Consider the following 22,206-nt stretch of genomic DNA (forward strand, 5'->3'; position numbering starts at 1 on the left):
ACCCGTGCCTAGAGGACATCGTCGAAAAAGCCGCCGCTGTTCGACGAAGTCTCGGTGCCGCCGGTGGTCCACGTCTGCGGCTGCTGTCGCTGTGCCTGCTGGACTGGTTGAGAAACCGGCTGAGAAGGAGCGGGCGAAGGGTGTACCTGGCTTGGCGCCGCGACGGGTGTAGGCCCGCCGACCGCTCCTGGTCCTGCGCCGAGCGGTGAGGCAGCCTCGTCGTCAAGGTCCATCCACTCAGGGCGCTGGCGTTGGACGCGCTTATCGTGGATGCGGCAGAACTGGAATGCAATCTCCAGGAGGAAGATTAAGGCGCCGGCGAGAACCAACATCGAAAAGGGTTCCTGGCCTGGGGTGACAACGGCGGCGAAAATCATCACGACGACAATAATGATCCGCCGTTTGTCCTTGACATGCTCATATTCCAGCACGCCAATAAGATTGAGCGACACAATGAGCAGGGGGATCTCAAAGCTGATGCCAAAGATGAGCAACAATGCCAAGAGGAAGTAAAAATAACGTTCACCTGTCAGCGCTGCGGTTTGATATTCGACACCGATGCCCATGAGGAATTCCAGACCAACGGAGAGGATGAAATACGCCAGCACTGCGCCGGCGAGGAACAAGCTCACCGCAGCGGTGAGGAAGCTCAAGGTGTAGCGTCGCTCGTTCTTATGAAGGCCAGGAACCACAAAGGCCCACACCTGATATAGCCACACTGGCGAGGACAATACCGTGCCCGCCAAGGCGCCTACCTTCAAACGCAGCAGGAGCATTTCAAACGGGCTGGTGGCTAAAAGACGGCATTCGCCATCCGCGCTGAAAGAGGCGCGCTTATCCGCTGGTAGAGCACAATAGGGGCCACGGAGAATCTCGCCAAGCGGGGAGATACCAAACGGAGCTTGTTGATACCAGATAAAACCTATGATCGCCCCGACGACCACCGCTAAAACAGCGATGATGACGCGGCGGCGCAGCTCCTGCAGGTGCTCCACCAAGGTCATTTCCCCGGTAGGGTTCTTCGGCTTACGGGAAAACCGCAGCTTCCCCTTCACGTTCTTGCTTGCCTTCGGGGCAGAAACAGGCTGTGACTGTGGCGACATCAGTGTGGCTCTTTCAACGCAAAGAAGCGAACACTTCCCTGCTACGCGGATTGCGAGGGCATATCCGCGCGCTGTAGAGGTGTTCGCGCAACGACGGGCTGGGGGCGTTTACTGCTGAGGGTTGGTGTGGTTCTGCTGGCCCGGCTGCATGTCTGGTCGGTTCCAGAATTCCTCATCGGACTGCTGCTTCTGGTTCAGCTGTGCCTGCGCCTGGGAACGCTGGGTATCCTCGGACTGCATCTCATTAACCTCAGATTTGAAGATGCGCATGGAACGGCCCATGGAACGTGCCAGATCCGGCAACTTCTTTGCACCGAATAGCAAGACGATAACGAGAACGATTAGGCCGATTTCCATAGGTCCTAGGCTCATGGAGAAACCTCTTTCAACTAGTGCGCCAGCATGCCGGGCAGCGGTACTTCCGGAAAATCTTCCAGCGGGCGGGCGCAGTTAACGGGCAAGTAACTGGCTATTGAGTATAGCCGCTCAAAGCGGTGTTTCCTCGTTCCGCAATGAGCTTAACCACGGATTGAGGAGCCACTACCCGCAACCTATCAGCTTGACCCAAGGCAAAGCGAATAAGCCAATCCACTGATCCCATAGGCATCGTTGCAGCTATTTCCCCATTTCCCAGGTCTTCGCCCAGCCGCATATCGTAGTACTCAGCCAGCCACGTGAATTCTTGGTGAATTGCTAATTTCACGGTGTCCGCGTTGCCCAAATTAAAGGGTGAAGCGGCATCAAAATCGAGGTCCTTCAGGTGCGGCTGCGCCTGCTCTTTTTCAATATGAGCGTTCCTAATGCGGTCGATCCGGAAGGTGCGATGGGCTTGCTTTGCTTCTTCCCATGCCGCCAGGTACGGCTCAGAATCAACGATGAATATGCGCGCCGGATCCACTAGCCTCTCGGATTCTGCATTAGACGAAGCACTCCAGTAGCGCAGCCGCACCCGCTTTCGTTCATTGACCGCTTGGGTCAAAAGCGCCTGAATATCCGTTTCTTCAGGGGCTGGAGTAGACAGCGAATCGTAGATAGCTGCAGTCTTTTCATCCATGATGCCGCGCAGTTTAGCAGCGGCGGATTCGACCGCGTGGGCATCGATAAGCCCCGGCATGGCCTGCAGGGACTCTAAGGTAAGGAGCAAGGCGCCGGCCTCGGTGGGGGTAAGGCGCAGAGCTTGGCTTAAGCCTTGATCATTGTGGATGGTTACCCCATCGCGGTAGCTGAAGCTGAGATCAATGAGATCTTCAGTATTGCGGCCCGTGCCGGAACAAAATAGACGATCGAGGGCCTCCTTCAGCTCACCGGGCTCCATTCCCAAATCCGTAGCCGCTTCCATGGGCGTTTTGTCGGGGTGATTTTTAAAGTAAGGAATCAGGTTCAAAGAGCGCACGAGCGCCTGGAGCTTTTGCGATGCATCGGCCATAGCTAGCGTCCTTCCTGCCGTTGCGCGGCGGCGCGCAGAAGAGAAATGACCTCCTGGCGCACCCCGCCAGGTTCGACCACCTGTACCTCTGGCGCGTACCCGGCCGCTGTGCGCACGAGCCAATCCTTATCCACGTTGCGCAGCATTACTGTGCCATCAGGCTGCTTCTCGCCCGCATCCATTAACTCCTGTGCCTTTCCCACCGGAATAATAAGCCGCGCGTCTACCTTTTCTCCGCGCTGCAATGCGCGCTCTACCAAGGCCTGCAAGGTCTCTGTTGGGACGGTGTGTTCTGCGGGATGATGTGAGCGTTTGATATCGGAGACACGAAGCGCACGAAAGACACGTGGGGCGCCGCGGTCCACATCGAAACCCACGATGTAAATGTGGCTATCACGGTTGACCACTCCCCAAGGATCCATCACGCGGCGTACTGGCTTAGCGGCCGGGTTTGCGCGGTAGGAAAAAGTAATGCGCAGTCGGTTGCGCACCGCAGCGAGGACAGAGGTAATAACTTCCGGGGCGAGGCGGGTGATGTCATTGACTGCTGTGTACACCGGCGCGCCGGAAAGGTTGCGCGAGGCGCCGCTGGCGGCAATCTTGGTCCACCCAGATAAAGAGAAATCGCTTAAGCCTCCCGTGGTACCCATTCCCCCTGCTATGCCTAAAACCATGGCCTCTTCCGGAGAAAATTCCACCGGCGGTAGCTGGTAACTACTCGCGTCAAGACGGTAGCGCGCGCCATCCTCACCACCGGAATGCACAATGGGCACCCCAGCGCGTTGGAGGGTCGCTATATCGCGCGCCAAGGACTTGGCAAAAGCCTCGCCCGACTTATCGCCGTACCCGGCAACGTGGCGACGAATCCATGCAGCGCTGCGATCAGGGCTACCGCCGGAGTTTGCCGCGCCTTGTAGCGCGAAGGAGAGGTTGGTGAGCCTTTCTACCGCCTCATCATGCCGTTTGGGCGTGGGGTTGTGTGCTGCCACGTGCTGTGTGTCTCCCTGATATGACTCTATGGTGGATCTAGCTGTGGTGTGAACGCATATAGTCTAGCAATGCATCGACTCGTTCATCGTGGGCAATGAAGGGATCCAAAAGTTCCTCGGTTCGCGGTTCGGGCCGATTGACTTTCAGCCGCGTCCAATCAACGGTGACATTGGCGCCACAGTTACGCGCGGTAGCCAAGAACTGGCCGCGCAGCGCAGCGCGCGTGGTCGCCGGCGCTGTGTCCATCGCGCGTTCAATATCAGAATCCTCAATCCAGCGATCGATAAGACCTTTGCGCAGCAGTACATGGTAGAGCCCGCGTCCAGGACGGATATCGTGATAGGTCATATCAATCTGGGCCAGCTTAGGGTGGTCCCACTGCCCACCGAGCCGCGCACGGTAGCGCTCAAGCAGGGCGAGTTTAATGACCCAGTCGATTTCCCTGTCCACTTCGGAAAAATCTTGGGTCTCAATGGCGCGCAGGGTGCGTTGCCAGAGATCAACTACGCGCCGCATTTCGGAGGTAGGGGTACCAGCGTCTTCCCTTTCTTCCAGCCATTGGCTTGCGCGCATACAGAGCTGCTGTTGCACCTCCAGCGCGGTGACTGATCCACCTCCGCTAAGTGGTAGTTCGGTCGATCCCGTCATATCGCGCGCAATAGCGCGGATATGGTGAATCGGCTTTTCGATCTCATATTTCGGCAGCTCAAATCCGGCCTCCAACATTTCCAAAATGAGCAGCGTTGAACCTACTTTCAGCGCCATAGTTGGCTCGGCCATATTGGAATCTCCCACGATGACGTGCATGCGGCGGAAGCGTTTGGAATCGCCATGCGGCTCGTCGCGGGTATTGATGATGGGACGCGAACGGGTGGTAGCAGAAGAAACGCCTTCCCACACCTGGTCCGCACGCTGCGAGAGCAGGAATTGGGCGGGCTTATCGCCCTTAGCGGGTTGGACCATGCCGGCGCCGCAGATGAGCTGACGGGTGATGAGGAACGGCAGGAGCTCAAGGCCCAAGTCCTTGAGGACCATATGGCGGCTGATGAGATAGTTTTCGTGGCAGCCGAAGGAATTGCCAGCCGAGTCCACGTTATTTTTAAAAAGGTACACCGCACGCGGGTGGCCCTCAGCGGCGAAAGTTTGCTCTGCTTGCTCGCCAAGCCGGTTGACAATGGCATCGCCGGCGCATTCATAGGCTAAAAGCTGGCTTAAACTATCGCACTCGGCGGTGGCTACCTCGGGGTGGGAACCGACATCGAGGTAGAGGCGGCTGGCATTGGTAGAAAAAATATTGGAGGAGGAATGCTCTTGGACAATAGGCCGGAAAAGCACGCGCGCTACCTCATCGGGGCTCAGAGTCCGTTCCTTCGAGCCCGCGCTGGTAGTTAGGCCATATTCTGTTTCAATGCCCATGATGCGTCGGGCAAAGACAGGGCGCTGGTCACTCACCCTTACTGCCCGCCCTTTTGGACATAGGAGCGCACGAATTCCTCGGCGTTATTTTCTAGTAGCCCGTCGATCTCATCGAGGAGTTCATCGGTGCCGGTTGTATTGATGCTGAGCTGCGTGGAGGTAAATTCCTCGTCGCCAGCGGAGTTATCGCCGCCATTACCGCCGGTGACCTGAGACTGGTGAGTGGACATAGGTGGGAAATCCTTTCTGTGGATCCTGCTTTAATTCGTGGTTGTTAATTACGGTACTCGGGGTGGATCCCGCTGTCAGTGAGTCTTTGGAGAAGATCCTCGACCGTGTCGGCGGCGTCAATCATCTCTCCACATTCAGCCTGAGTGAGACCAGTGGCGATATCCATGGGGACTGTGGCCCACGGTGCGTCGGTGCCCTCCCCTACTCGTACGGTGAGGCTTTGCCAGCTTGCGGCAATGATGTTCTCGCCGAATTTCTGCGTTACTCGGCCGCGGAAATAAGCGCGGGTGTCCTCCGGCGGACAGCTGGAAGCACGCTCAATTTCGGCGGCGCTAAAAAGCTGCCGCATCTGGCCTTTGCGCACTAGAGCGTGGTGAAGCGATTTGGCTGGGTCAATCTCCGCGTATTGCAGGTCTATGAGCCGCAGCTTGGGGTCGTCTGGATTGACGCCGCGGTCGAGATAGCCCTTAATCAGGCGATACTTTGCCACCCAGTCCAGCAGGTGTGCGGCCTGCATCGGGTCTTTCTCCAGTAGCGAAACTACCTCGTCCCAGGCCGCGAGGACCTTGTGATCGGTGGGTGTGCGTGGGGTGACGCGTGCGCGATATTCGGCAAGGAGCTCTAGGGCGGTGAGCTGGCGGGCGTCGGCAAGCGTGAGCCGATGCTGAAGCCTAAGATCGCGGCTCACGCGTGGGACTTCCGCCACAGCATCCTGCAGGCGGAGGTCGCTGAAGTCCACGCCCTCTTCGATGGCATCGAGCACCAGAGAGGTCATCCCCAGTTTGAGCAATGTAGACGTCTGCGACATATTCGCGTCCCCAATGATGACGTGGAGGCGGCCGAAGTCAGCATGGACCGCATGCGGCTCATCGCGGGTATTGATAATGCCGCGGTTGAGGGTGGTCTCCAGCGAGATTTCTTGCTCAATATAATCAGCGCGTTGGGAGATCTGGAAACCTGGCTCTTCACCAAACTCGCCGCGTCCCATGCGCCCGGCGCCGATGACTACCTGGCGAGCAACGAAGAAAGGGATGAGGGCCTGCGCCATGGTGTCGAAGTCCGTTTCACGGGAGTACTGATAGTTCTCATGAGAGCCATAAGAGGCGCCTTTTCCATCCACGTTATTTTTATAAAAACGCAGGGCTGGGCAGGGCTCGTGGTTGGCAAGAACGGACTTTCCTTGCGCGCTCAGCCCCGCCACGGCCGCAGCCGCTTGCAGGAGCGTGGCGTCCCCTGCGGCGTCATAAAGCGTAGCTTCCCAGGCATTAGTGCATTCCGGTGCGGAATACTCCGGGTGCGCGTGGTCAACATAAAAGCGCGCGCCATTAGCCGTGACCACATTGGCTACTCCGATGGCATTCGGGTCGACTACGGGCACCGTCTGGTAGCGCTTGAGATCAAAACCGCGGGAATCGCGCAGCGGGTGTTCCTCGGCAAAATCCCAGCGTGAGCGCGCCCCTGTGTGCATCGCGGCATAAGCTACTACCGCGTGAGTGGAAGAAATAATAGGTGAGTACTCCGGTAGCTCTGGGGTCGCAATTCCGTACTCGGTTTCGGTACCTACAATGCGGCTCATGCGCTCCTCCTTGTGGTCAATAACTCCACCCGTTCCACGCGGGCACCGGAATGGTCTTGGGAAATGATCTTGGTCCATTCCTCCGGGTTGGTGGAGGTAGGTACATATTCGGACTCGGCGCGCTCGGCTGCGATGGCATCGAGCAAGTGTTGCTTGGCGATGCCCTCGTGGTCCCCACCTGCCGCCTGCTCGCTGCCTGCACGCAACCGGAGAGCGTCCTTGATAGCCAGCTTTTTGGCCCGCGAGAGGATATTGGCAATCATTGCGCCGGAGACAAAGTCGCGGTAATGCAATATTTCCCGTTCCCCGCTGGAAAAGTGCAGCTGTACGAAGGGGCGATCGGCATAAAGCTCATCCACCGCGGCGATAATGAGTTCGTCCAACGCGCCCTGGTGCGGGACGGATTCGGTGAAGTGCCGGGCGAAAATTTCTCGGGCCCCCTGTTTATTCGGGCGGTTAACCCGGATCTTGATGTCAAGCCGGCCGGGGCGCATGATGGCGGGATCGATGAGTTCTTCGCGGTTGGTAGCGCCAATGACGATCACATTGGACAGGCTCTCAACTCCATCGAGCTCCGTGAGCAGCTGGGGAACAACCGTGGTTTCCATATCGGAGGACACACCCGAGCCACGAGTGCGGAAGATCGATTCCATCTCATCGAAGAAGATGACCACTGGCCGGTCAGCGCTGAGCTGGGCCAATTCGCGGGCCCGCTCAAAAATGAGGCGGATGCGGCGTTCCGTCTCCCCCACATACTTATTGAGCAGCTCTGGGCCCTTGATATTGAGGAAGTAGCTCGTGCCGTCGCTGCCTAATTGCTGGGCTAAAGAGTGGGCTACTGCCTTGGCAATAAGCGTCTTACCGCACCCTGGAGGGCCATACAGGAGCACGCCCTTAGGCGGCTGTAGCTCGTATTGGTGATAGAGGTCGGGATGGATAAACGGTAGCTCTACGGAATCGCGGATCTGGGAAATCTGCTCGTCCAGCCCGCCGATATCCTCATAGCGCACATCCGGGACCTCTTCCAAAGAAAGCTGGGTGACTTCAGTCTTTTCCACCTTTTCTAGTGCGATGGCAGCTTTGGGATCCACGAGTACTCCCTCGCCTGCCGACACCCGGGTATCCTCGCGCAGTGCTTGGGCTAGCAGCACTACCTTTTCCTCACCAGAGGAATTTGCCACTATCAGGCGGTCTTGACTGAGGCGCTCCACCACCGTTGCTAGCTCGCCTGTACGCTCAGGCGGGGACCCTTCCACGACCACGAAGCCATCGCCCAAGCGAACCTGCTGGCCGGCCGAGAGACTGCCTGGTTCCACGTTAGGCGAGACCTTAAGCTGCATAATGCGGCCATTGGTATAGACCTCCGCGGTGGTTCCCACCTCGCTGTGGTTCGGCGAATAACCTAGAAAAACACCGTAGGTCGATGCCGGCTCAGCCAGCGCGTTGAGCTCGGCAAAAAGCTGCTCCAGCTTCACGCGCGATTCTTTTAATAAGCCCGCCAACTTCTGATTGCGGGCGGCAAGCTGGCTTACCTGCCGCTTATAGTCCGTGGCTTCATCCATGCCCACTACTCTAACGCGGCGCGGGCAGCGAAAGAGGGCACTTCCGCTTTAAATTCTGGGCGTTAAAGCGGCCCTACTTCCGGGCACGGCGCTGCGGGCGTGGTGGGGTGACACCATCGGCCAGGCGGCGAGTCCAGATGAGGAAGGCGGTGTGCGCATTCATGCGGTGCTCTGGGCGGGTAGCTAGGCCTTCGACCTTCCATTCACGCACCAGCGATTCCCATGCCTTGGGCTCAGTGAAGCACTTGAGTTCACGAATGCCTTCCATGACCTTCATTAGCTGTGGCACCGTTGCCACGTAGGTCATAAACACGCCACCTGGGATGAGGAGATCGCGCACGGTCTCCAAGTGTTCCCATGGTTCGAGCATGTCGAGGATAACGCGGTCTACCGGCCCGCCCAGGTCTGCAGCGGTAACGTCTGCCAGATCACCAAGGCGCGGCGACCACCACTCCGGCTGCTCGCCAAAATATTCCTTCACGTTATCCACCGCATACTCAAGGTGATCATCGCGCACCTCATAGGAATACACATGGCCTTCTGGGCCGACGGCACGCAGCAAAGACATGGATAGCGCACCGGAACCGGCACCGGCCTCGAGCACGCGCGCGCCCATGAAAATATCGCCCTCTACCAAGATCTGTGCCGCATCCTTGGGGTAAATCACCGCGGCACCGCGCGGCATGGACAGCACATGGTCCACCATCAGGTGGCGGAACAGCAGGAAGGAGGAGCCAAGGGTGGACTCAATAACCGAACCCTCATCCATACCCACGATGTCATCGTGGTTAATTATGCCCTTGTGGGAGTGGAACTGGCCTCCCTCTTCAAGGATGACCGTGTAGTGGCGCCGCTTGGCGTCAGTAAGCTGCACGCGGTCGCCATAGGCAAAGGGGCCGGAATAAGCCATGTCTCAAGACTCCTCGAGGTTGCGATTACTATCCCACCAAGTATGCCTCAAGCGCTTGTGCAAGCCATACTTGGTCCCGCTCGCCCACCATTTCACGCGCCGAGTGCATCGACAGCATGGGCACGCCCACATCCACGGTGTCGATGCCCAAACGGGTTGCGGTGATGGGACCGATGGTCGATCCGCACGGCACGTCATTATTGCCCACAAAGCGCTGCACCGGCACGCCAGCCTTGTCGCACGCTGCTTCCCACAACGCCACTGTGGTGGCATCGGAGGCATAGCGCTGGTTGCCGTTGATCTTGGTCACTGGGCCCTTGCCGATTATCGGGTGGTGCGTGGGATCGTGCTTGCCCACGTAATTGGGATGCACCGAATGTGCCGCATCGGCCGACACACAACTCGAGCGGGAAAACATCTGGAAGCGTTCCTCCTCGTTAGCTCCCAGTGCCCGGGCCGTTCGAGTAATGACGTCCGCCAGAATAGGCCCGCCCGCACCGTAGCGGGAGCTGGAACCTACCTCTTCGTGGTCAAAGGCCATCATGACCAAAATATCCTTGCCCTGATAGTCCTTTGCAGCATTCTTCATCGCCGCCAAGGAGGCATGTACAGAAGAAAGATTATCCATGCGCCCGGCTGCAATGAACTGCTCTCCTGCCCCAAAGACCTCACCGCGGGCGGCATCGGCCGTAATCAGGTTGAAGGATGCAATATCCTGCTTGCCGACGCCCGCCTTCTCCCCCACTACCTGCAAGATCGATGCCTCTGGGTCACCGACGCTTAAGACAGGCTGCATATTGTGCTGTCGGTCTGGTTTGAACTCATCCTTGCGGTACAGGTGGATGGCCAAAGACGGCAGGCGCAGGACAGGGCCAGTATTTACCACATGCCGCGTGCCGTCCTTAGTCACAATCTGGCCAGCGACGGTCAACTCTCGGTCAAACCAGGTATGCAGTAGCGCCCCGCCGTAGACCTCTACTGCTACTTGCTGCCAGTCCGCCGCCGAAAAGTCCGGCGTGGGTTTGAGCACCAGGCCCGGCGAGTCCGTATGTGACCCCACGATGCGAAAACCAGAATTCTTATCCGCCTCCTGTGGTACATACCAAGCCGCTACCGCGCCACCGCGCACCATCACGTGGCCACCTGGTGCGGCCGACCATTCCTCACTCTCATCCTGTAGATCAAATCCCACCTCGCGCAATTGGCGGGATACCTCCTCCGCAGCGTGATAAGAGGAAGGAGAAGCGGCGATGAAATTAAGGAATTCTTCGGTATAACTCATACCTCCTAGCTTGCCACGAAACGCACGGCGATAGGCTAGATACACCATGGCTACTTCATCGACACCCCGCCCGCTTGCCCTGTCACCCTCGCGCGCTTCCGATTACAAGCAGTGCCCACTGCTCTATCGCTTCCGGGCCATTGACAAGCTGCCCGAACCCAAAACCATTGCACAGGTCAAAGGAACCCTAGTGCATGCCGTACTGGAAGAAATGCATAAGCTACCGCGCGCAGAGCGCACCTATCCTGCCGCAGTAAAGATGATTAAGCCCTCGTGGGCAGACATGACCGCAAAGGACGCGGAACTGCTCGAGCTCGTGCCAGAAGAAGACACCTATGACTTCTTCGTTTCCGCCAGAGAACTGCTCAAAGGCTATTTCCAGATGGAAGACCCACAGGGCTTTGATTGCCAAGAAACCGAGATGTACGTCAACACAGTTCTTCCCAATGGCGTTCCCGTTCGTGGCTTCATCGACCGAGTGGATCGCGCGCCGACGGGCGAGGTCCGCGTCGTTGACTATAAAACCGGCAAGAAACCACTGCCCCGCTATTCACAAGATGCCCAATTCCAAATGCGTTTCTACGCGCTAGTCTACTGGCGCATTCTAGGCACTATCCCCCACCAGTTGCGGCTTATGTACCTCAAGGTCTTGGACTCGATGTTTCTTAGCCCAAACCGAGAGGAGCTGGAGTACTTCGAGCGCGATCTCGGCGAGTTGTGGGCCAAAATTGAAGCCGATGGGCGCGCCGGGGATTTCCGCCCCAAGCCCTCCAAGCTATGTGGCTGGTGTGCCCACCAGGATCTCTGCCCCGAATTCGGCGGCACGCCGCCGCAGTATCCAGGGTGGCCTGGTTCCGCGGCGGATAACAAGGACTAGGTCCACGCGGCCTTAGAAAAGTCCGGAGATAGTGCCGTCCTTATCGACGTCTATGTTGTTGGCCGCTGGCTTCTTTGGCAACCCCGGCATCGTCATAACATTGCCGGTAAGCACAACGATAAAGCCTGAGCCGGTGCGCGGCAGCAATTCACGGACATGCAGCGTATGGCCTTCCGGCGCACCCAATTCAGATGCATCATCGCTGAAGGAATACTGAGTCTTGGAAATGACCACGGGTAGCTTGTCCCAGCCATTGTCCTGGATGTACTTCAGATCTTTAAGCGCCTTTGCTCCATACTCCACGCGGTCGGCGCGATAAATCTCGCGAGCAATGGTCTCGATGGAGGCTTCAATTCCTTGCTGCGGATCGTAGAGCTGCTTGGCACCGCCCTGCAGGTTCTCCAGCAAGGTCTCTGCCAGCTTAGTCGCACCTGCACCGCCCTCGGACCAGACGTTGGCTTCTTCCAAGGCCACTCCAAAGTCCTTGGCCCACTGCCGCATAAACTCGCGTTCCGCCTCCGTATCCGACCAAAAGAGGTTGAGCGCTACCACTGGCTTGATACCGAATTTGCGCAGATTTTCTACGTGGCGCTCAAGGTTGACAATGCCCGCCTTGAGCGCATCTAGGTTCTCTTCCGTGAGCTTATCTTTGGCTACTCCGCCGTTGTATTTTTGCGAACGAATGGTGGCAACAACAACCGCACCGGCAACATCCAGATCGCCAAAGCGTGCCTTGATATCGACGAACTTTTCCCCGCCCAAATCGGAGCCGAAGCCAGCTTCGCTCAGGACAATATCGCCGAATTGTAGAGCGGTTTGAGTTGCTAATAGGGAGTTGCAACCGTGGGCAATATTGGCGAATGGTCCACCGTGTACCAAGGCTGGTACCCCGCCGAGGGTCTGTACGAGGTTCGGATTAAGGGCATCACGCATCAGTGCCGTGAGCGCACCTTCTGCGTTCAGGTCACGCGCGGTAACAGGGCGTTGATCGTAGGTGAACCCGATGGTGATATCGCCAAGACGTTTCTTCAGGTCTTCAAGGTTTGTGGCCAAGCACAAAATGGCCATGATTTCAGAAGCGGCAGTAATGGTGAAACCGGTTTCAGCGGGTACGCCGTGGGCTGGGCCGCCCAGTCCAGTGACCACGTTGCGCAAGGCACGGTCGTTGACGTCCATGCACCGCTGCCACGTTACTCGTCGTGGGTCGATACCCAACGCGTTTCCTTGATGTATGTGGTTATCAATGATGGCGGCCAAGGTGTTGGTTGCGGAGGTAATCGCGTGAAAATCCCCGGTGAAGTGCAGATTGATGTCCTCCATGGGCACAATCTGTGCATAGCCGCCGCCAGCCGCACCGCCCTTAATGCCCATCACTGGCCCTTGGGAGGGCTCTCGCAGGGCAACTATCGCTTTCTTGCCCAATTGGTCTAGGGCATCGGTCAAGCCGATGAGAACGGTGGATTTTCCCTCGCCGGCAGGGGTAGGTGATACGCCGGTGACAAGCACCAGCTGGCCCCGGTTTTCCTTGGAATAGTCAACCTTGGTGATATCTACCTTGGCTTTGGTGGTGCCGTAGGGAATCACGGCGTCGGAAGGAATGCCCGCCTTGGCGGCAATCTCCGTGATCGGCTGCAGTTGGTGGGCTTGGGCAATTTCAACATCGGATAGCTGAGTAGTCATGGCCTAAGCCTACCGAGCGATTGAGTTAAATAAGGCTCATTTAGACAAGAAAGTGAAATGAATTAAGTTGCCCGCTGATGCTGCAACCAAAAAGGCGCCCTGAAGGGCGCCTTGGAGATGGTTTTAACTTCCTCTAGTTATAGGAGGACGAAACCGAATGCATAGCCCAAGAGAACCGAGAGCACGATGCTGACCGTACCTGGGATCAGGAATGGGTGGTTGAATACGGCCTTGCCGATACGAGTCGAGCCGGTATCGTCCATCTCCACTGCTGCCAACAAGGTTGGGTAAGTCGGCAGGATAAACAGAGCGGACACCGCCGGGAACGCAGCGACTGCGGTAATGGGGCTTACTCCCAGGGCAAGGGCTGCCGGCATAAGGGCCTTGGTCGTAGCGGCTTGCGAGTACAGCAACGCTGCAGCGAAGAATAGCACCACTGCGAGCAGCCACGGCGAAGATTCAATAACGCTGCCAGCCATAGACTGAATATCGTCCATGTAGTGGTTGATAAGGCTGGTGCCCAGCCAAGCCACGCCCAGCACACAAATACATGCGGACATACCGGACTTGAAGACCGGCGTATTCAAAACATCTCCAGCCGGGACCTTGGTCATCATAACGATGATGGTGGCAGCGGTGAGCATGACCGTCATAATGGCTTCATTACGTGGAAGGGTCGGGTCGGCGATAAGCCCCACCTGCTCCGAGGTCAGGGTGGCCCACGCCATCACGATGATGATGGCTACCAAGAACACGAGAACAGAAGCCTTGGCACCCTTCTGCGGAGAGTAGTTCCCTGCGCCGAGTGGTTCCTTGACCAGGCCTTGTGCCTTGCGCTCCAAGTAAACCGGATCATCTTCAAGCTCTTTGCCAAACTTATTAGCTACCCAGGCAGCTGGGAAGATAGACAGGAATGTCGCCGGAATAACGACCGCCAGTACCTGCAAATAGCCCACCCCAGTCGGCTCTAGCAGGCTAGCGAGCAACACCACGGCTGCCGAAATGGGCGAAGCACAGATTGCCATCTGAGAGGCAACTACCGCGATGGATAGCGGGCGTGAAGGACGAACCTTACCCTCTTTAGCTACCTCGACGATAACCGGCAAAGTAGAAAACGCAGTGTGCCCGGTGCCAGCGAGAACCGTCATTAGCCACGTCACAATTGGCGCGTAGAACGTGATCCGCTTTGGGTTTTTGCGCAGGAACTTCTCTGCAATGTGCACCAAATAGTCCATACCGCCAGCTCGCTGCATTGCTGCGATAGCAGCAATGACGGTCATGATGATGCCGATAACATCGAAGGGGATATCTTCCCTAGTAATGGGAACACCGGTGAGACCAAGCGCCAACACGCCGAGGCCGCCGGCCATACCGATACCAATTGATCCAATTCTCGCACCCAAAACGATGGCCGCGAGAACGATGACTATATGAACAATAACCATGGACGTACTCCATACGCTCTCTATGCAAACTATGGGCACGCATCTCCATAAAGAGTGCATGCCGTCCTCAACATCTTCTATTTTGCACCCGCTGTGGTGATTTATTCATTCAAAGTGCCTGTTTGTGTTGATTCCCACATAAAATAAGGATTCCGCTATAAAATGACCGGTATTCTAAGACGCATCGTCCCTGTATAGGAGAATAAAAGATGAATGTGAATAGTGCCCCTTCACCATGCACAAACCCCCGCAGCCTCCGCCTGCTTTACTTCCATGTGAAGTAAAAGTGGCGGCAACTGCGGGGGCCTACTCCGCGGGCACTATACCCTGCTGCTCCTAAAGCGCTGTGGGCTTAGTCTTCGTCAATGAAGAGCTGGCCTCGGAACTCTGGGTGCATGAGGTTTTCTACGGACAGAACCTTGTTCAAGGTTGCTTCATCCAGCAGGCCCTTCTCGAAGACGAGTTCCTTGACGCCCTTGCCGGTCTCCAAGGACTCCTTAGCGATCAAATCACCATTGTGGTGGCCGATGAACGGATTCAGGTAGGTGACGATACCAATGGAATTTTCTACGTAGGCGCGGCACACATCCGCGTTGGCGGTGATGCCCGTGACGCACTTTTCGTGCAGCGCATCGACGGCGTTGCCCATGATACGAATGGACTGGAACAGTGCTTCGCCGATGACCGGCTCCATGACGTTTAGCTGCAGCTGGCCTGCCTCAGCGGCCATGGTGACTACGTGGTCATTGCCGAAGATCTTGAAGCAAGTCTGGTTGACAACCTCCGGGATAACCGGGTTTACCTTACCCGGCATGATGGAGGAGCCAGCCTGGCGGGCTGGCAGATTAATCTCAGCCAGGCCAGCGCGAGGGCCGGAGGACAGCAGGCGCAGGTCATTACAAATCTTGGCGAGCTTCATCGCTGCGCGCTTAATGGTTGCGTGCAGCAGCACGTAAGCACCACAGTCAGAGGTTGCTTCAATGAGATCGCGTGCGGTCTTCATTTCCAAGCCCGTAACCTCAGACAAGGCTGCTGTGACCTGGTGGCGGTAGCCGGCAGGAGTGTTTACGCCGGTGCCGATTGCGGTTGCACCCAGGTTGATCTCCAGCAGGCGGCGCTGAGCATCGCGCAGCAATGCTTGTTCCTCGTTCAGGTTATTGGCAAAGCCCTTGAACTCATCGCCCAAGGTCATCGGAACAGCGTCCTGGAGCTGGGTACGGCCCATCTTCAGGATGTCCTGGAATTCATTGCCCTTGTCCTGGAACGCGGCGCGCAGGCCATCCATGCGCTCAATGAGGTGGTCAACCGCTGCATGCAGACCCAGGCGGAAACCGGTCGGGTAAGCATCGTTGGTGGACTGGGACATGTTCACATCATCATTGGGGTTGATGATGTCATAAGAGCCCTTCTCCTCACCAAGGTATTCCAGAGCGAGGTTGGCAACGACCTCGTTGGTATTCATGTTCAGCGAGGTACCAGCACCACCCTGGAAAACGTCCAGTGGGAACTGGTCCATGCAGCGGCCCTCTTCCAGGATCTGGTCACAAGCCCAGATGATGGCTTCGGCCTTCTTCTTAGGCAACACGTGAAGGCGACGGTTTGCCATGGCAGCCGCCTTTTTGACCTGGACCATGCCGCGAATGAAGTGCGGGATGGTGTTGATGGTCACGTAAGAAATCTGGAAGTTTTCCATAGCGCGAACGGTGTGCACACCGTAGTAAGCGTCCGCTGGAACTTCCAAAGAGCCAAGAAGGTCGGTCTCGGTGCGAGTCTTCTTGCTGGAATTCTTAGGTGCCTTCTGTTCGGCCACCTTCTGCTGTGCAGCGTGAGTGGAAGTATCAGCTTCCTTCTTCTTCACGTCCTTTGCTGCAGACTTGGTGTCCTTTTCTTCTTTCTTAGAGGACTTTGCCATGATGGCTCGGCTCCTTTGCCTGTCGAGACTTATATTCGGATGAGTAACCTCAAGCGCTAATGTTAGCCACGACTGAATCTATTTGGGCCGACCCAGAAAATTCGCTCCCCCTAAAAGCGGGCGATGCGTAAATCAGAAGCCAAGATCGCCTCTGCGCCGAGTTGGGAAAGCCGGTCCATGACTTGGTTGGCGTTTTTCTTGGGAACCATCGCGCGCACCGCCACCCAGCCCTCACGCGCCAAAGGTGAGACCGTAGGACCGGTTAACCCGGGAGTAGTACCAGCAGCCGCATCGAGATTGGATTGCGCGATGTTGTAATCGATCATCAAATAGGTGCGAGCGTGCAAAATTCCCTGCATGCGGTCGAGCACCACCTGCTCTTCTTCGCTAACTTCTACCCCTGTGCGCTTGATTACTACGGCCTCGGACTCAATGATCGGCTCGCCGAACGGCGCCAACCCTTGTTGGCGCAAGGTAGTACCAGTTGACACGACATCAGCAATGACATCGGCAACGCCTAACCGGATGGAGATCTCTACCGCGCCGTCTAGCCGAATAACATCGGCCTCAATTCCATGCTCGGCAAGGTTCGCACGGACAAGATTGGGGTAAGAGGTCGCGATCCGGCGACCATCCAGTTGAGAGATATCCCACTCCTCCCCCTGCGGGGCTGCATAGCGAAAAGTAGATCCTCCAAACCCTAATGGCAGAACCTCATCAAAGCTCGCCTTTGAGTCGAGAGCTAAATCGCGACCGGTAATACCCAGATCCAAAACACCGCGGGCAACATAGATGGCGATATCTTTGGGCCTTAAGAAGAAAAACTCAACCCCGTTATCCGCATCAACCACGTTGAGTGTTTTGGAATGTCCACGCCCCTTGTAGCCGGCCTCTGTAAGAATCTCCACGGCGGATTCTGACAATGAGCCTTTGTTCGGTACAGCAATCTTTATCATGTGGATCCTTCCGTCCCGTGGGGCGCTGTTTAAAGGTAGTTGTAGATGTCTTCTGGGGTAAGCCCCCGCTTGAGCATCATGACCTGAATCCAATAGAGCAGCTGAGACATTTCTTCTGCTAGCTCAGCATCAGACTGATACTCTGCGGCGATCCACACTTCCCCGGCTTCTTCGATGATCTTTTTGCCTATGTGATGCTCGCCTTTATCCAATGCGGCAACGGTGCCAGAACCAGCGGGGCGCTGGGCAGCTTTTTCGGATAATTCAGCAAAAAGGTTCTCAAAGTTCTTCACGGCTACCTATTGTTCCACAGGTAGTTAGGGAATGTAGTAAAACCCTGAAGTCCTACCGCTATTCCGAAATCTTGCTAAACCACTCATAGACCTCGGAGGCCCGGGCACCGGCGAGGTGCCGCGAGTTGCGGAGCTGGGAGACCTCGGTGACCTCCGGCGGAACCTCCACCTCGTCATCTTCGGGCAAGCCGATGACTACACAGCCAGCATCAACTGCGGCGCGCATTCCGTTGGCGGAATCTTCAAATACCAAGCAATCTGCGGGCTTAGCTCCGATGCGGCGGGCCGCTTCGCGGTACATATCCGGTGCAGGTTTCCCGGCAGGCACTTCATCCCCGCAAATAGTATCGACAAAGTACTGCCACCCCAACGCGCTAATGGCGGCATCGGCGACGTTGCGCTCGGTATTAGTCGTCACCATCATTGGCACGCGATCCGCCTTCAGCTCATGCAGCAACGCAGGAATGCCAGGGAAAATCTCCAGCTTGCGAGCGAAAAGACCTTTGACATAGTCAAACATCCGAGCGCGGTATCGATCGCTGTCACCGGGCCGCAGTGTCACCCCCGCATTATCTGCGCAAATCCCCAAGGTCGTCTCAAAAGTCGCCCCCACAGTGGCAAGGCGCTGGGTGGGAGTTAAACGCTTCCCCAGGAGCTCCGAGAGATAGAACGTTGCCTCCGCCCAAAGCGGCTCCGAATTGGTGAGCGTGCCATCCATGTCCCAGAAAATGGCGGCGGGCTTTGTCAGACCAGAAACGGCATCGGGGTGCTGCACGAGAATAAAACTAACTTTCTCTTTAAAAAGGCTGTGGGGTGAAACCGACCATGCGCTAAGGGCACAGAAGTAAGCGCCAGGCTGCGAATATGCCGCGGGCCGGCGCTCAAAAAGCGGGAGGACAAGAACTAAAAGTCTAGTTCTGGAATGTGCGATAGAGCTTCGTCATCTGCTCCAGTTGCCGCGCAGGCATTGTAGATAAGCTCAGATAGCTCTTCCTTCTCTTCCGGCTCGAGGACAGCGTCGTGCTGGGCACGATTAAAATCGGCCAACGCACGAACGGTCTTGGACAACACGGTTACCAGCTGCGGGCCATCTGGATCATCCGGAAGGGCATCCAGCCCATCGAGCATATTCTCAAGGTGACCGCGCAGCTCCGGAAGCACGCTGGCATCAAACGGAGCCTCCCAGAACTCCTTTTCCTCCTCTTTGAGGTAATCGCCGGTGGCAAAGGACTTCAGATCACTTATGAACTCATCTACGGTGGGCTGGAAATCGGCGCGAATGCTCATGCTGTAGATACTGCCCTATCTTGGCTAAACCTGCACGCCGAGGAGTGAATTTAGTGCAGTGCGAACCAAATCGCCCGCTCCTTCTTCGTCTGTGCCTCGCTCAGCCTGCGACCACTTATCCACAGCAGCCAGCGCCGCCGGGGTATCGAGGTCATTGGCGATCGCCGCGCGCAGCTTGGCGACGACCCCTTGTGCCCCCGCCATGCTTCCTGGCGTAGCCACTGCTTCCCGCCACGCGGACAGACGGTGCTTTGCCTCTTCGAGCACTTCATCCGACCAATCCCGCTCGTCGCGGTAATGCCCAGCGAAGACGCCGAGACGGATAGCGGACGGCTCCTCGCCTGCTCCTACTAACTTGTGGACGAAGACGAGGTTGCCCAAGGACTTAGACATCTTGACCCCGTCGAGGCCGATCATGCCTGTGTGTACATAAAACTTTGCCATGCGGTCCACACCCAGGGCCGCCTCGGCGTGGGCGGCGGAAAATTCGTGGTGAGGGAACTTCAGGTCGCTGCCGCCACCTTGAATATCAAAGGTCGAACCTAAACGATTGGTGGCAATAGCGGAGCATTCAATATGCCAGCCCGGACGGCCAGGACCAAAGGGCGACTCCCAAGCGGGCTCTCCCTCGCGGTGAGCGCGCCAGATGAGTGCATCAAGTGGGTTCTTCTTTCCTGGGCGGTCTGGATCGCCGCCACGCTCGGCAAAAAAGGTCTGCATCTCTGCCGCAGAATAATTGGACTCGTATCCAAATTGCGCAGTGGCCTCGATGGAGGCGTAGATGTCTGGGTGTTCGGGATCATCTACGACGTAGGCCGCACCAGCGTCAAGAAGCTTCTGGACCATCTCCACGATTTCATCAACGGCCTCCATGGCGCCGACATAATCTTGCGGCGGAAAGACGGAGAGCAACTCCATATCGGAGCGGAAAAGGTCAGTCTGAGACGTACCAAGCTCGCGCCAATCCACGCCATCGCGTTCGGCGCGCTCAAACAGTGGATCATCGACATCGGTGATGTTTTGTACGTAGTGGACCTTCTTTCCGGCGTCCAAAAAGGCGCGGTAGATAAGGTCAAACGTCAAGTATGTCGCGGCATGGCCCAGGTGGGTGGAGTCATAGGGCGTAATGCCACACACGTACATGGTGGCGGTATCCCCTGCGACCTCTACGGGAGCGATGGTTTGATTCGCGGAATCGTACAAGCGCAGCTGCGCCGCATCACCGGGCACAGGGCGGAAAGAAGGTATTGGCCAAGATTGCATAGCCACCATAGTAACGCGGTGCTTGTTAAAGCGGCTGTAGGACTCCCAATGCCAAGAGAAGCATTACCAGTACACCAACGGGTATGCGGTATGCGGCAAACCACGAGAAGGAGTGGTTACCTACAAACTTCAGCAACCATGCAATGGAGGCGTAACCCAAGGCAAAAGCGATGCCAGTGCCAACCAAAAGCTGCAGACCGGTAGCGGATTGGCCGGCTGCGGGGGAAAAGGCGTCGGGAAGCGAGAAAAGCCCCGAAGCTAGGACTGCTGGAATGGCAAGCAAAAAGCTAAAGCGCGTGGCCACCTCGCGGTCCAGCCCTAAGAACAGACCACCAGAGATGGTGCCGCCGGAGCGAGAAACGCCTGGGATGAGTGCCAAGCACTGGCACAGGCCCATGACGATGGCGTCTTTCATAGTCAACTGCTCAAAGCCACGCTCTTTTTTCCCCAACTTTTCTGCGGCGATAAATACAAAAGAGAAAACAATCAGCATGGCGGCGGTGATCCACAGGTTGCGCAGGGCTCCGCGGATTGCATCTTCGAAGGCGTAGCCGATGATTCCAATAGGAATAGAGCCAACGATAACCATCCAACCCATGCGCCAGTCCTGGCCACGAGAGGATTTATCGGTCCAGCCGCGGAACCAACCGGTAAGTATCTGCCAAATCATGGGAGCAAAATAAACCAGCACCGCTAGCTCGGTGCCAAGCTGAATGACTGCGGTAAAAGATGCGCCAGCATCCTTGCCCCAAAAAAGTTCGGAAACAATGCGCAGGTGACCAGAGGAACTAACCGGAAGGAACTCGGTCAGACCTTGCACGATGGACAAAACAATGACCTGTGCCCAAGAGACGGCGTCTGTTGCGGTATTTGAAATCACCCGCTTCACACTACAGCGGAACAAGGCTTCGGGTTTTTATAACGCGCGCTGTTAGGATTAGGAGTCGTGAAATCTCAATCCGGCTCCGCACTGATCTTTTCTAGTTTGCTGGCGCTTAGCGCCACCGCACTGGCCGCCTGCCAGCCCGATGTGGGCGTGGGCGCCGATCCGGAAACCGCGGTCAAGGGCAATGCCACCCCGGCGGCCTCCCCTGTCAAGGCGGACCCGGAGGGCACCGTCGTAGACCTTAAGGAAGACATCACAGACCTTGCTGCTGTCGATAACTCGCTTGCGGTGCGCACTAAGGACCAGCTCCTTATCGGCAGCCAGAAAGAGTTTGCGGGCCATAAGGCAACTGCTTTAGACATTTCTGCGGAGTGCGGTGATCTAAGTTCATCGTCGTCGGGCTTTGTACTGGCCTGCCCGGAAAAGGTCCTGCTCATCGATCCCTCCTCCCCGGATTCTCGCGAGGAGGTCCGTATGGAGGAGGAGACTCCTGTTACTGCTGCCACCCAGCTTTCCAGCGGCGAGATCTTTGCTACCTCAGCCGATTCCAGCACCGTTGGCATTTATAAAGACGGCAAACGCGAAGGTGACATCGAGGTCGAAGCCGGCTCGGACCAGCTACTAGCCGTGCCCAATTCCACGGGTGACGATGGAGTGGTACGCATTCACCGCGAGGATTCCACCATTCAAAACGTGGATTGGACTAATGATCGCGCGGGCGGTCGACTGCGCATAGGCCAGGGTGTAGGAAGCATCGCGGTGGGCGACAATGGCGTTGTTCTTGCCTCCGATACTGAGGGCGGACGCTTGGCTATCTACACTTCCGATGATGTCGTTCGCCTGCACCAATACGGCAACGTCAATGGCACCCCATGGGGCGTAGCTTGGGACAAGGAGCACAATCTGGCGTGGGTCAGCGCCACAGATACGAACAAGGCTCATGCCTATGAGATAAATAAAGGCGTTCCGGAACTGCGCGGAGATATCTCTACCGTGCCAGATGCACAAAACATTGCCGTGCTTGCCGATGGCACCTTTGTCGCCGCCTCCACCACCGGCCACGGCCTCCAGTTCGTGGACACCCCGCACCTGAAGAAGGAGTCTTAACACC

21 protein-coding genes are annotated in these 22,206 nt (G+C 56.9%); 2 read left to right on the plus strand and 19 right to left on the minus strand.

Annotated elements, in window-relative coordinates; all coding sequences use genetic code 11:
• Window positions 1–8 precede the first annotated feature (8 nt).
• The 10 genes from tatC to ACP8J1_RS06015 all read right to left on the minus strand — a co-directional run bounded on the left by tatC (window position 9) and on the right by ACP8J1_RS06015 (window position 10,496).
• Window positions 9–1,103, minus strand: a complete 1,095-nt coding sequence (tatC, locus tag ACP8J1_RS05970; RefSeq protein ID WP_023021559.1) for a twin-arginine translocase subunit TatC — start codon at window positions 1,101–1,103, stop codon at window positions 9–11.
• Between the two features lie 108 nt (window positions 1,104–1,211).
• The gene (tatA, locus tag ACP8J1_RS05975; RefSeq protein ID WP_023021558.1) at window positions 1,212–1,475 is read right to left on the minus strand and encodes a Sec-independent protein translocase subunit TatA; all 264 of its coding nucleotides are present in this window, start codon (window positions 1,473–1,475) and stop codon (window positions 1,212–1,214) included.
• Between the two features lie 97 nt (window positions 1,476–1,572).
• Window positions 1,573–2,529 (minus strand): helix-turn-helix transcriptional regulator, encoded by a 957-nt coding sequence (locus ACP8J1_RS05980; protein WP_023021557.1) that lies wholly within the window; start codon window positions 2,527–2,529, stop codon window positions 1,573–1,575.
• A gap of 2 nt (window positions 2,530–2,531) precedes the next feature.
• Window positions 2,532–3,518: a helix-turn-helix transcriptional regulator gene (locus tag ACP8J1_RS05985; protein ID WP_023021556.1), complete on the minus strand. Its 987-nt coding sequence runs from the start codon at window positions 3,516–3,518 to the stop codon at window positions 2,532–2,534.
• A 37-nt stretch (window positions 3,519–3,555) separates the two neighbouring features.
• The gene (pafA, locus tag ACP8J1_RS05990; RefSeq protein WP_193393080.1) at window positions 3,556–4,935 is read right to left on the minus strand and encodes a Pup--protein ligase; all 1,380 of its coding nucleotides are present in this window, start codon (window positions 4,933–4,935) and stop codon (window positions 3,556–3,558) included.
• A 38-nt stretch (window positions 4,936–4,973) separates the two neighbouring features.
• On the minus strand, window positions 4,974–5,165 hold the full coding sequence (locus ACP8J1_RS05995; RefSeq protein WP_023021554.1) for a ubiquitin-like protein Pup: 192 nt from the start codon (window positions 5,163–5,165) through the stop codon (window positions 4,974–4,976).
• A 44-nt stretch (window positions 5,166–5,209) separates the two neighbouring features.
• Window positions 5,210–6,742, minus strand: a complete 1,533-nt coding sequence (dop, locus tag ACP8J1_RS06000; RefSeq protein ID WP_023021553.1) for a depupylase/deamidase Dop — start codon at window positions 6,740–6,742, stop codon at window positions 5,210–5,212.
• Window positions 6,739–8,304, minus strand: coding sequence for a proteasome ATPase (gene arc / locus ACP8J1_RS06005; protein WP_023021552.1), 1,566 nt, complete (start codon window positions 8,302–8,304; stop codon window positions 6,739–6,741). Before arc ends, dop begins: the two co-directional genes overlap by 4 nt.
• A 73-nt stretch (window positions 8,305–8,377) precedes the next feature.
• Window positions 8,378–9,214 (minus strand): tRNA (adenine-N1)-methyltransferase, encoded by an 837-nt coding sequence (locus tag ACP8J1_RS06010; RefSeq protein ID WP_023021551.1) that lies wholly within the window; start codon window positions 9,212–9,214, stop codon window positions 8,378–8,380.
• 28 nt (window positions 9,215–9,242) lie between these two features.
• Window positions 9,243–10,496: a M18 family aminopeptidase gene (locus ACP8J1_RS06015; RefSeq protein WP_023021550.1), complete on the minus strand. Its 1,254-nt coding sequence runs from the start codon at window positions 10,494–10,496 to the stop codon at window positions 9,243–9,245.
• 46 nt (window positions 10,497–10,542) lie between these two features.
• Between ACP8J1_RS06015 and ACP8J1_RS06020 the strand changes: the two genes are divergently transcribed.
• Complete coding sequence (locus ACP8J1_RS06020; protein WP_023021549.1) at window positions 10,543–11,373, plus strand: RecB family exonuclease; 831 nt, start codon at window positions 10,543–10,545, stop codon at window positions 11,371–11,373.
• Between the two features lie 12 nt (window positions 11,374–11,385).
• On the opposite strand, the gene ACP8J1_RS06025 is transcribed toward ACP8J1_RS06020, so the two are convergent.
• The 9 genes from ACP8J1_RS06025 to ACP8J1_RS06065 form a co-directional block, all read right to left on the minus strand.
• The gene (locus tag ACP8J1_RS06025; protein ID WP_023021548.1) at window positions 11,386–13,053 is read right to left on the minus strand and encodes a formate--tetrahydrofolate ligase; all 1,668 of its coding nucleotides are present in this window, start codon (window positions 13,051–13,053) and stop codon (window positions 11,386–11,388) included.
• Between the two features lie 137 nt (window positions 13,054–13,190).
• Window positions 13,191–14,498 carry an anaerobic C4-dicarboxylate transporter gene (locus ACP8J1_RS06030; RefSeq protein WP_023021547.1) on the minus strand — a complete coding sequence of 436 codons (1,308 nt, stop codon included), beginning with the start codon at window positions 14,496–14,498 and terminating at the stop codon, window positions 13,191–13,193.
• Between the two features lie 352 nt (window positions 14,499–14,850).
• Complete coding sequence (gene aspA / locus ACP8J1_RS06035) at window positions 14,851–16,410, minus strand: aspartate ammonia-lyase (protein WP_023021546.1); 1,560 nt, start codon at window positions 16,408–16,410, stop codon at window positions 14,851–14,853.
• 110 nt (window positions 16,411–16,520) lie between these two features.
• A complete protein-coding gene (gene hisG / locus ACP8J1_RS06040; protein ID WP_023021545.1) occupies window positions 16,521–17,366 on the minus strand; it encodes an ATP phosphoribosyltransferase in 846 nt (281 codons plus the stop codon).
• A gap of 29 nt (window positions 17,367–17,395) precedes the next feature.
• The gene (locus ACP8J1_RS06045; RefSeq protein WP_023021544.1) at window positions 17,396–17,659 is read right to left on the minus strand and encodes a phosphoribosyl-ATP diphosphatase; all 264 of its coding nucleotides are present in this window, start codon (window positions 17,657–17,659) and stop codon (window positions 17,396–17,398) included.
• 58 nt (window positions 17,660–17,717) lie between these two features.
• A complete protein-coding gene (locus ACP8J1_RS06050; protein WP_023021543.1) occupies window positions 17,718–18,434 on the minus strand; it encodes an HAD family hydrolase in 717 nt (238 codons plus the stop codon).
• Window positions 18,435–18,562: 128 nt separating this feature from the next.
• Entirely contained in the window at window positions 18,563–18,946 is a 384-nt protein-coding gene (locus ACP8J1_RS06055; protein ID WP_023021542.1) for a hypothetical protein, read from the minus strand.
• A gap of 24 nt (window positions 18,947–18,970) precedes the next feature.
• Window positions 18,971–20,209, minus strand: coding sequence for a cysteine--1-D-myo-inosityl 2-amino-2-deoxy-alpha-D-glucopyranoside ligase (gene mshC, locus ACP8J1_RS06060; RefSeq protein WP_034655822.1), 1,239 nt, complete (start codon window positions 20,207–20,209; stop codon window positions 18,971–18,973).
• Window positions 20,210–20,234: 25 nt separating this feature from the next.
• Window positions 20,235–21,089, minus strand: a complete 855-nt coding sequence (locus ACP8J1_RS06065; RefSeq protein WP_034655355.1) for an undecaprenyl-diphosphate phosphatase — start codon at window positions 21,087–21,089, stop codon at window positions 20,235–20,237.
• Window positions 21,090–21,155: 66 nt separating this feature from the next.
• On the opposite strand from ACP8J1_RS06065, the gene ACP8J1_RS06070 reads away from it, so the two are divergent.
• Entirely contained in the window at window positions 21,156–22,202 is a 1,047-nt protein-coding gene (locus ACP8J1_RS06070) for an NHL repeat-containing protein (RefSeq protein ID WP_023021539.1), read from the plus strand.
• Window positions 22,203–22,206: the final 4 nt, after the last annotated feature.

The organism is Corynebacterium sp. LaCa_205 (genome assembly GCF_057458085.1).

Bases quoted from the DNA above. Each gene is read 5' to 3' on its own strand.
- tatC (WP_023021559.1), bottom strand. From the start codon at position 1,103: ATGTCGCCACAGTCACAGCCTGTTTCTGCCCCGAAGGCAAGCAAGAAC.
- tatA (WP_023021558.1), bottom strand. From the start codon at position 1,475: ATGAGCCTAGGACCTATGGAAATCGGCCTAATCGTTCTCGTTATCGTC.
- ACP8J1_RS05980 (WP_023021557.1), bottom strand. From the start codon at position 2,529: ATGGCCGATGCATCGCAAAAGCTCCAGGCGCTCGTGCGCTCTTTGAAC.
- pafA (WP_193393080.1), bottom strand. From the start codon at position 4,935: ATGGGCATTGAAACAGAATATGGCCTAACTACCAGCGCGGGCTCGAAG.
- ACP8J1_RS05995 (WP_023021554.1), bottom strand. From the start codon at position 5,165: ATGTCCACTCACCAGTCTCAGGTCACCGGCGGTAATGGCGGCGATAAC.
- dop (WP_023021553.1), bottom strand. From the start codon at position 6,742: ATGAGCCGCATTGTAGGTACCGAAACCGAGTACGGAATTGCGACCCCA.
- arc (WP_023021552.1), bottom strand. From the start codon at position 8,304: ATGGATGAAGCCACGGACTATAAGCGGCAGGTAAGCCAGCTTGCCGCC.
- ACP8J1_RS06010 (WP_023021551.1), bottom strand. From the start codon at position 9,214: ATGGCTTATTCCGGCCCCTTTGCCTATGGCGACCGCGTGCAGCTTACT.
- ACP8J1_RS06015 (WP_023021550.1), bottom strand. From the start codon at position 10,496: ATGAGTTATACCGAAGAATTCCTTAATTTCATCGCCGCTTCTCCTTCC.
- ACP8J1_RS06020 (WP_023021549.1), top strand. From the start codon at position 10,543: ATGGCTACTTCATCGACACCCCGCCCGCTTGCCCTGTCACCCTCGCGC.
- ACP8J1_RS06025 (WP_023021548.1), bottom strand. From the start codon at position 13,053: ATGACTACTCAGCTATCCGATGTTGAAATTGCCCAAGCCCACCAACTG.
- ACP8J1_RS06030 (WP_023021547.1), bottom strand. From the start codon at position 14,498: ATGGTTATTGTTCATATAGTCATCGTTCTCGCGGCCATCGTTTTGGGT.
- aspA (WP_023021546.1), bottom strand. From the start codon at position 16,410: ATGGCAAAGTCCTCTAAGAAAGAAGAAAAGGACACCAAGTCTGCAGCA.
- hisG (WP_023021545.1), bottom strand. From the start codon at position 17,366: ATGATAAAGATTGCTGTACCGAACAAAGGCTCATTGTCAGAATCCGCC.
- ACP8J1_RS06055 (WP_023021542.1), bottom strand. From the start codon at position 18,946: ATGAGCATTCGCGCCGATTTCCAGCCCACCGTAGATGAGTTCATAAGT.
- mshC (WP_034655822.1), bottom strand. From the start codon at position 20,209: ATGCAATCTTGGCCAATACCTTCTTTCCGCCCTGTGCCCGGTGATGCG.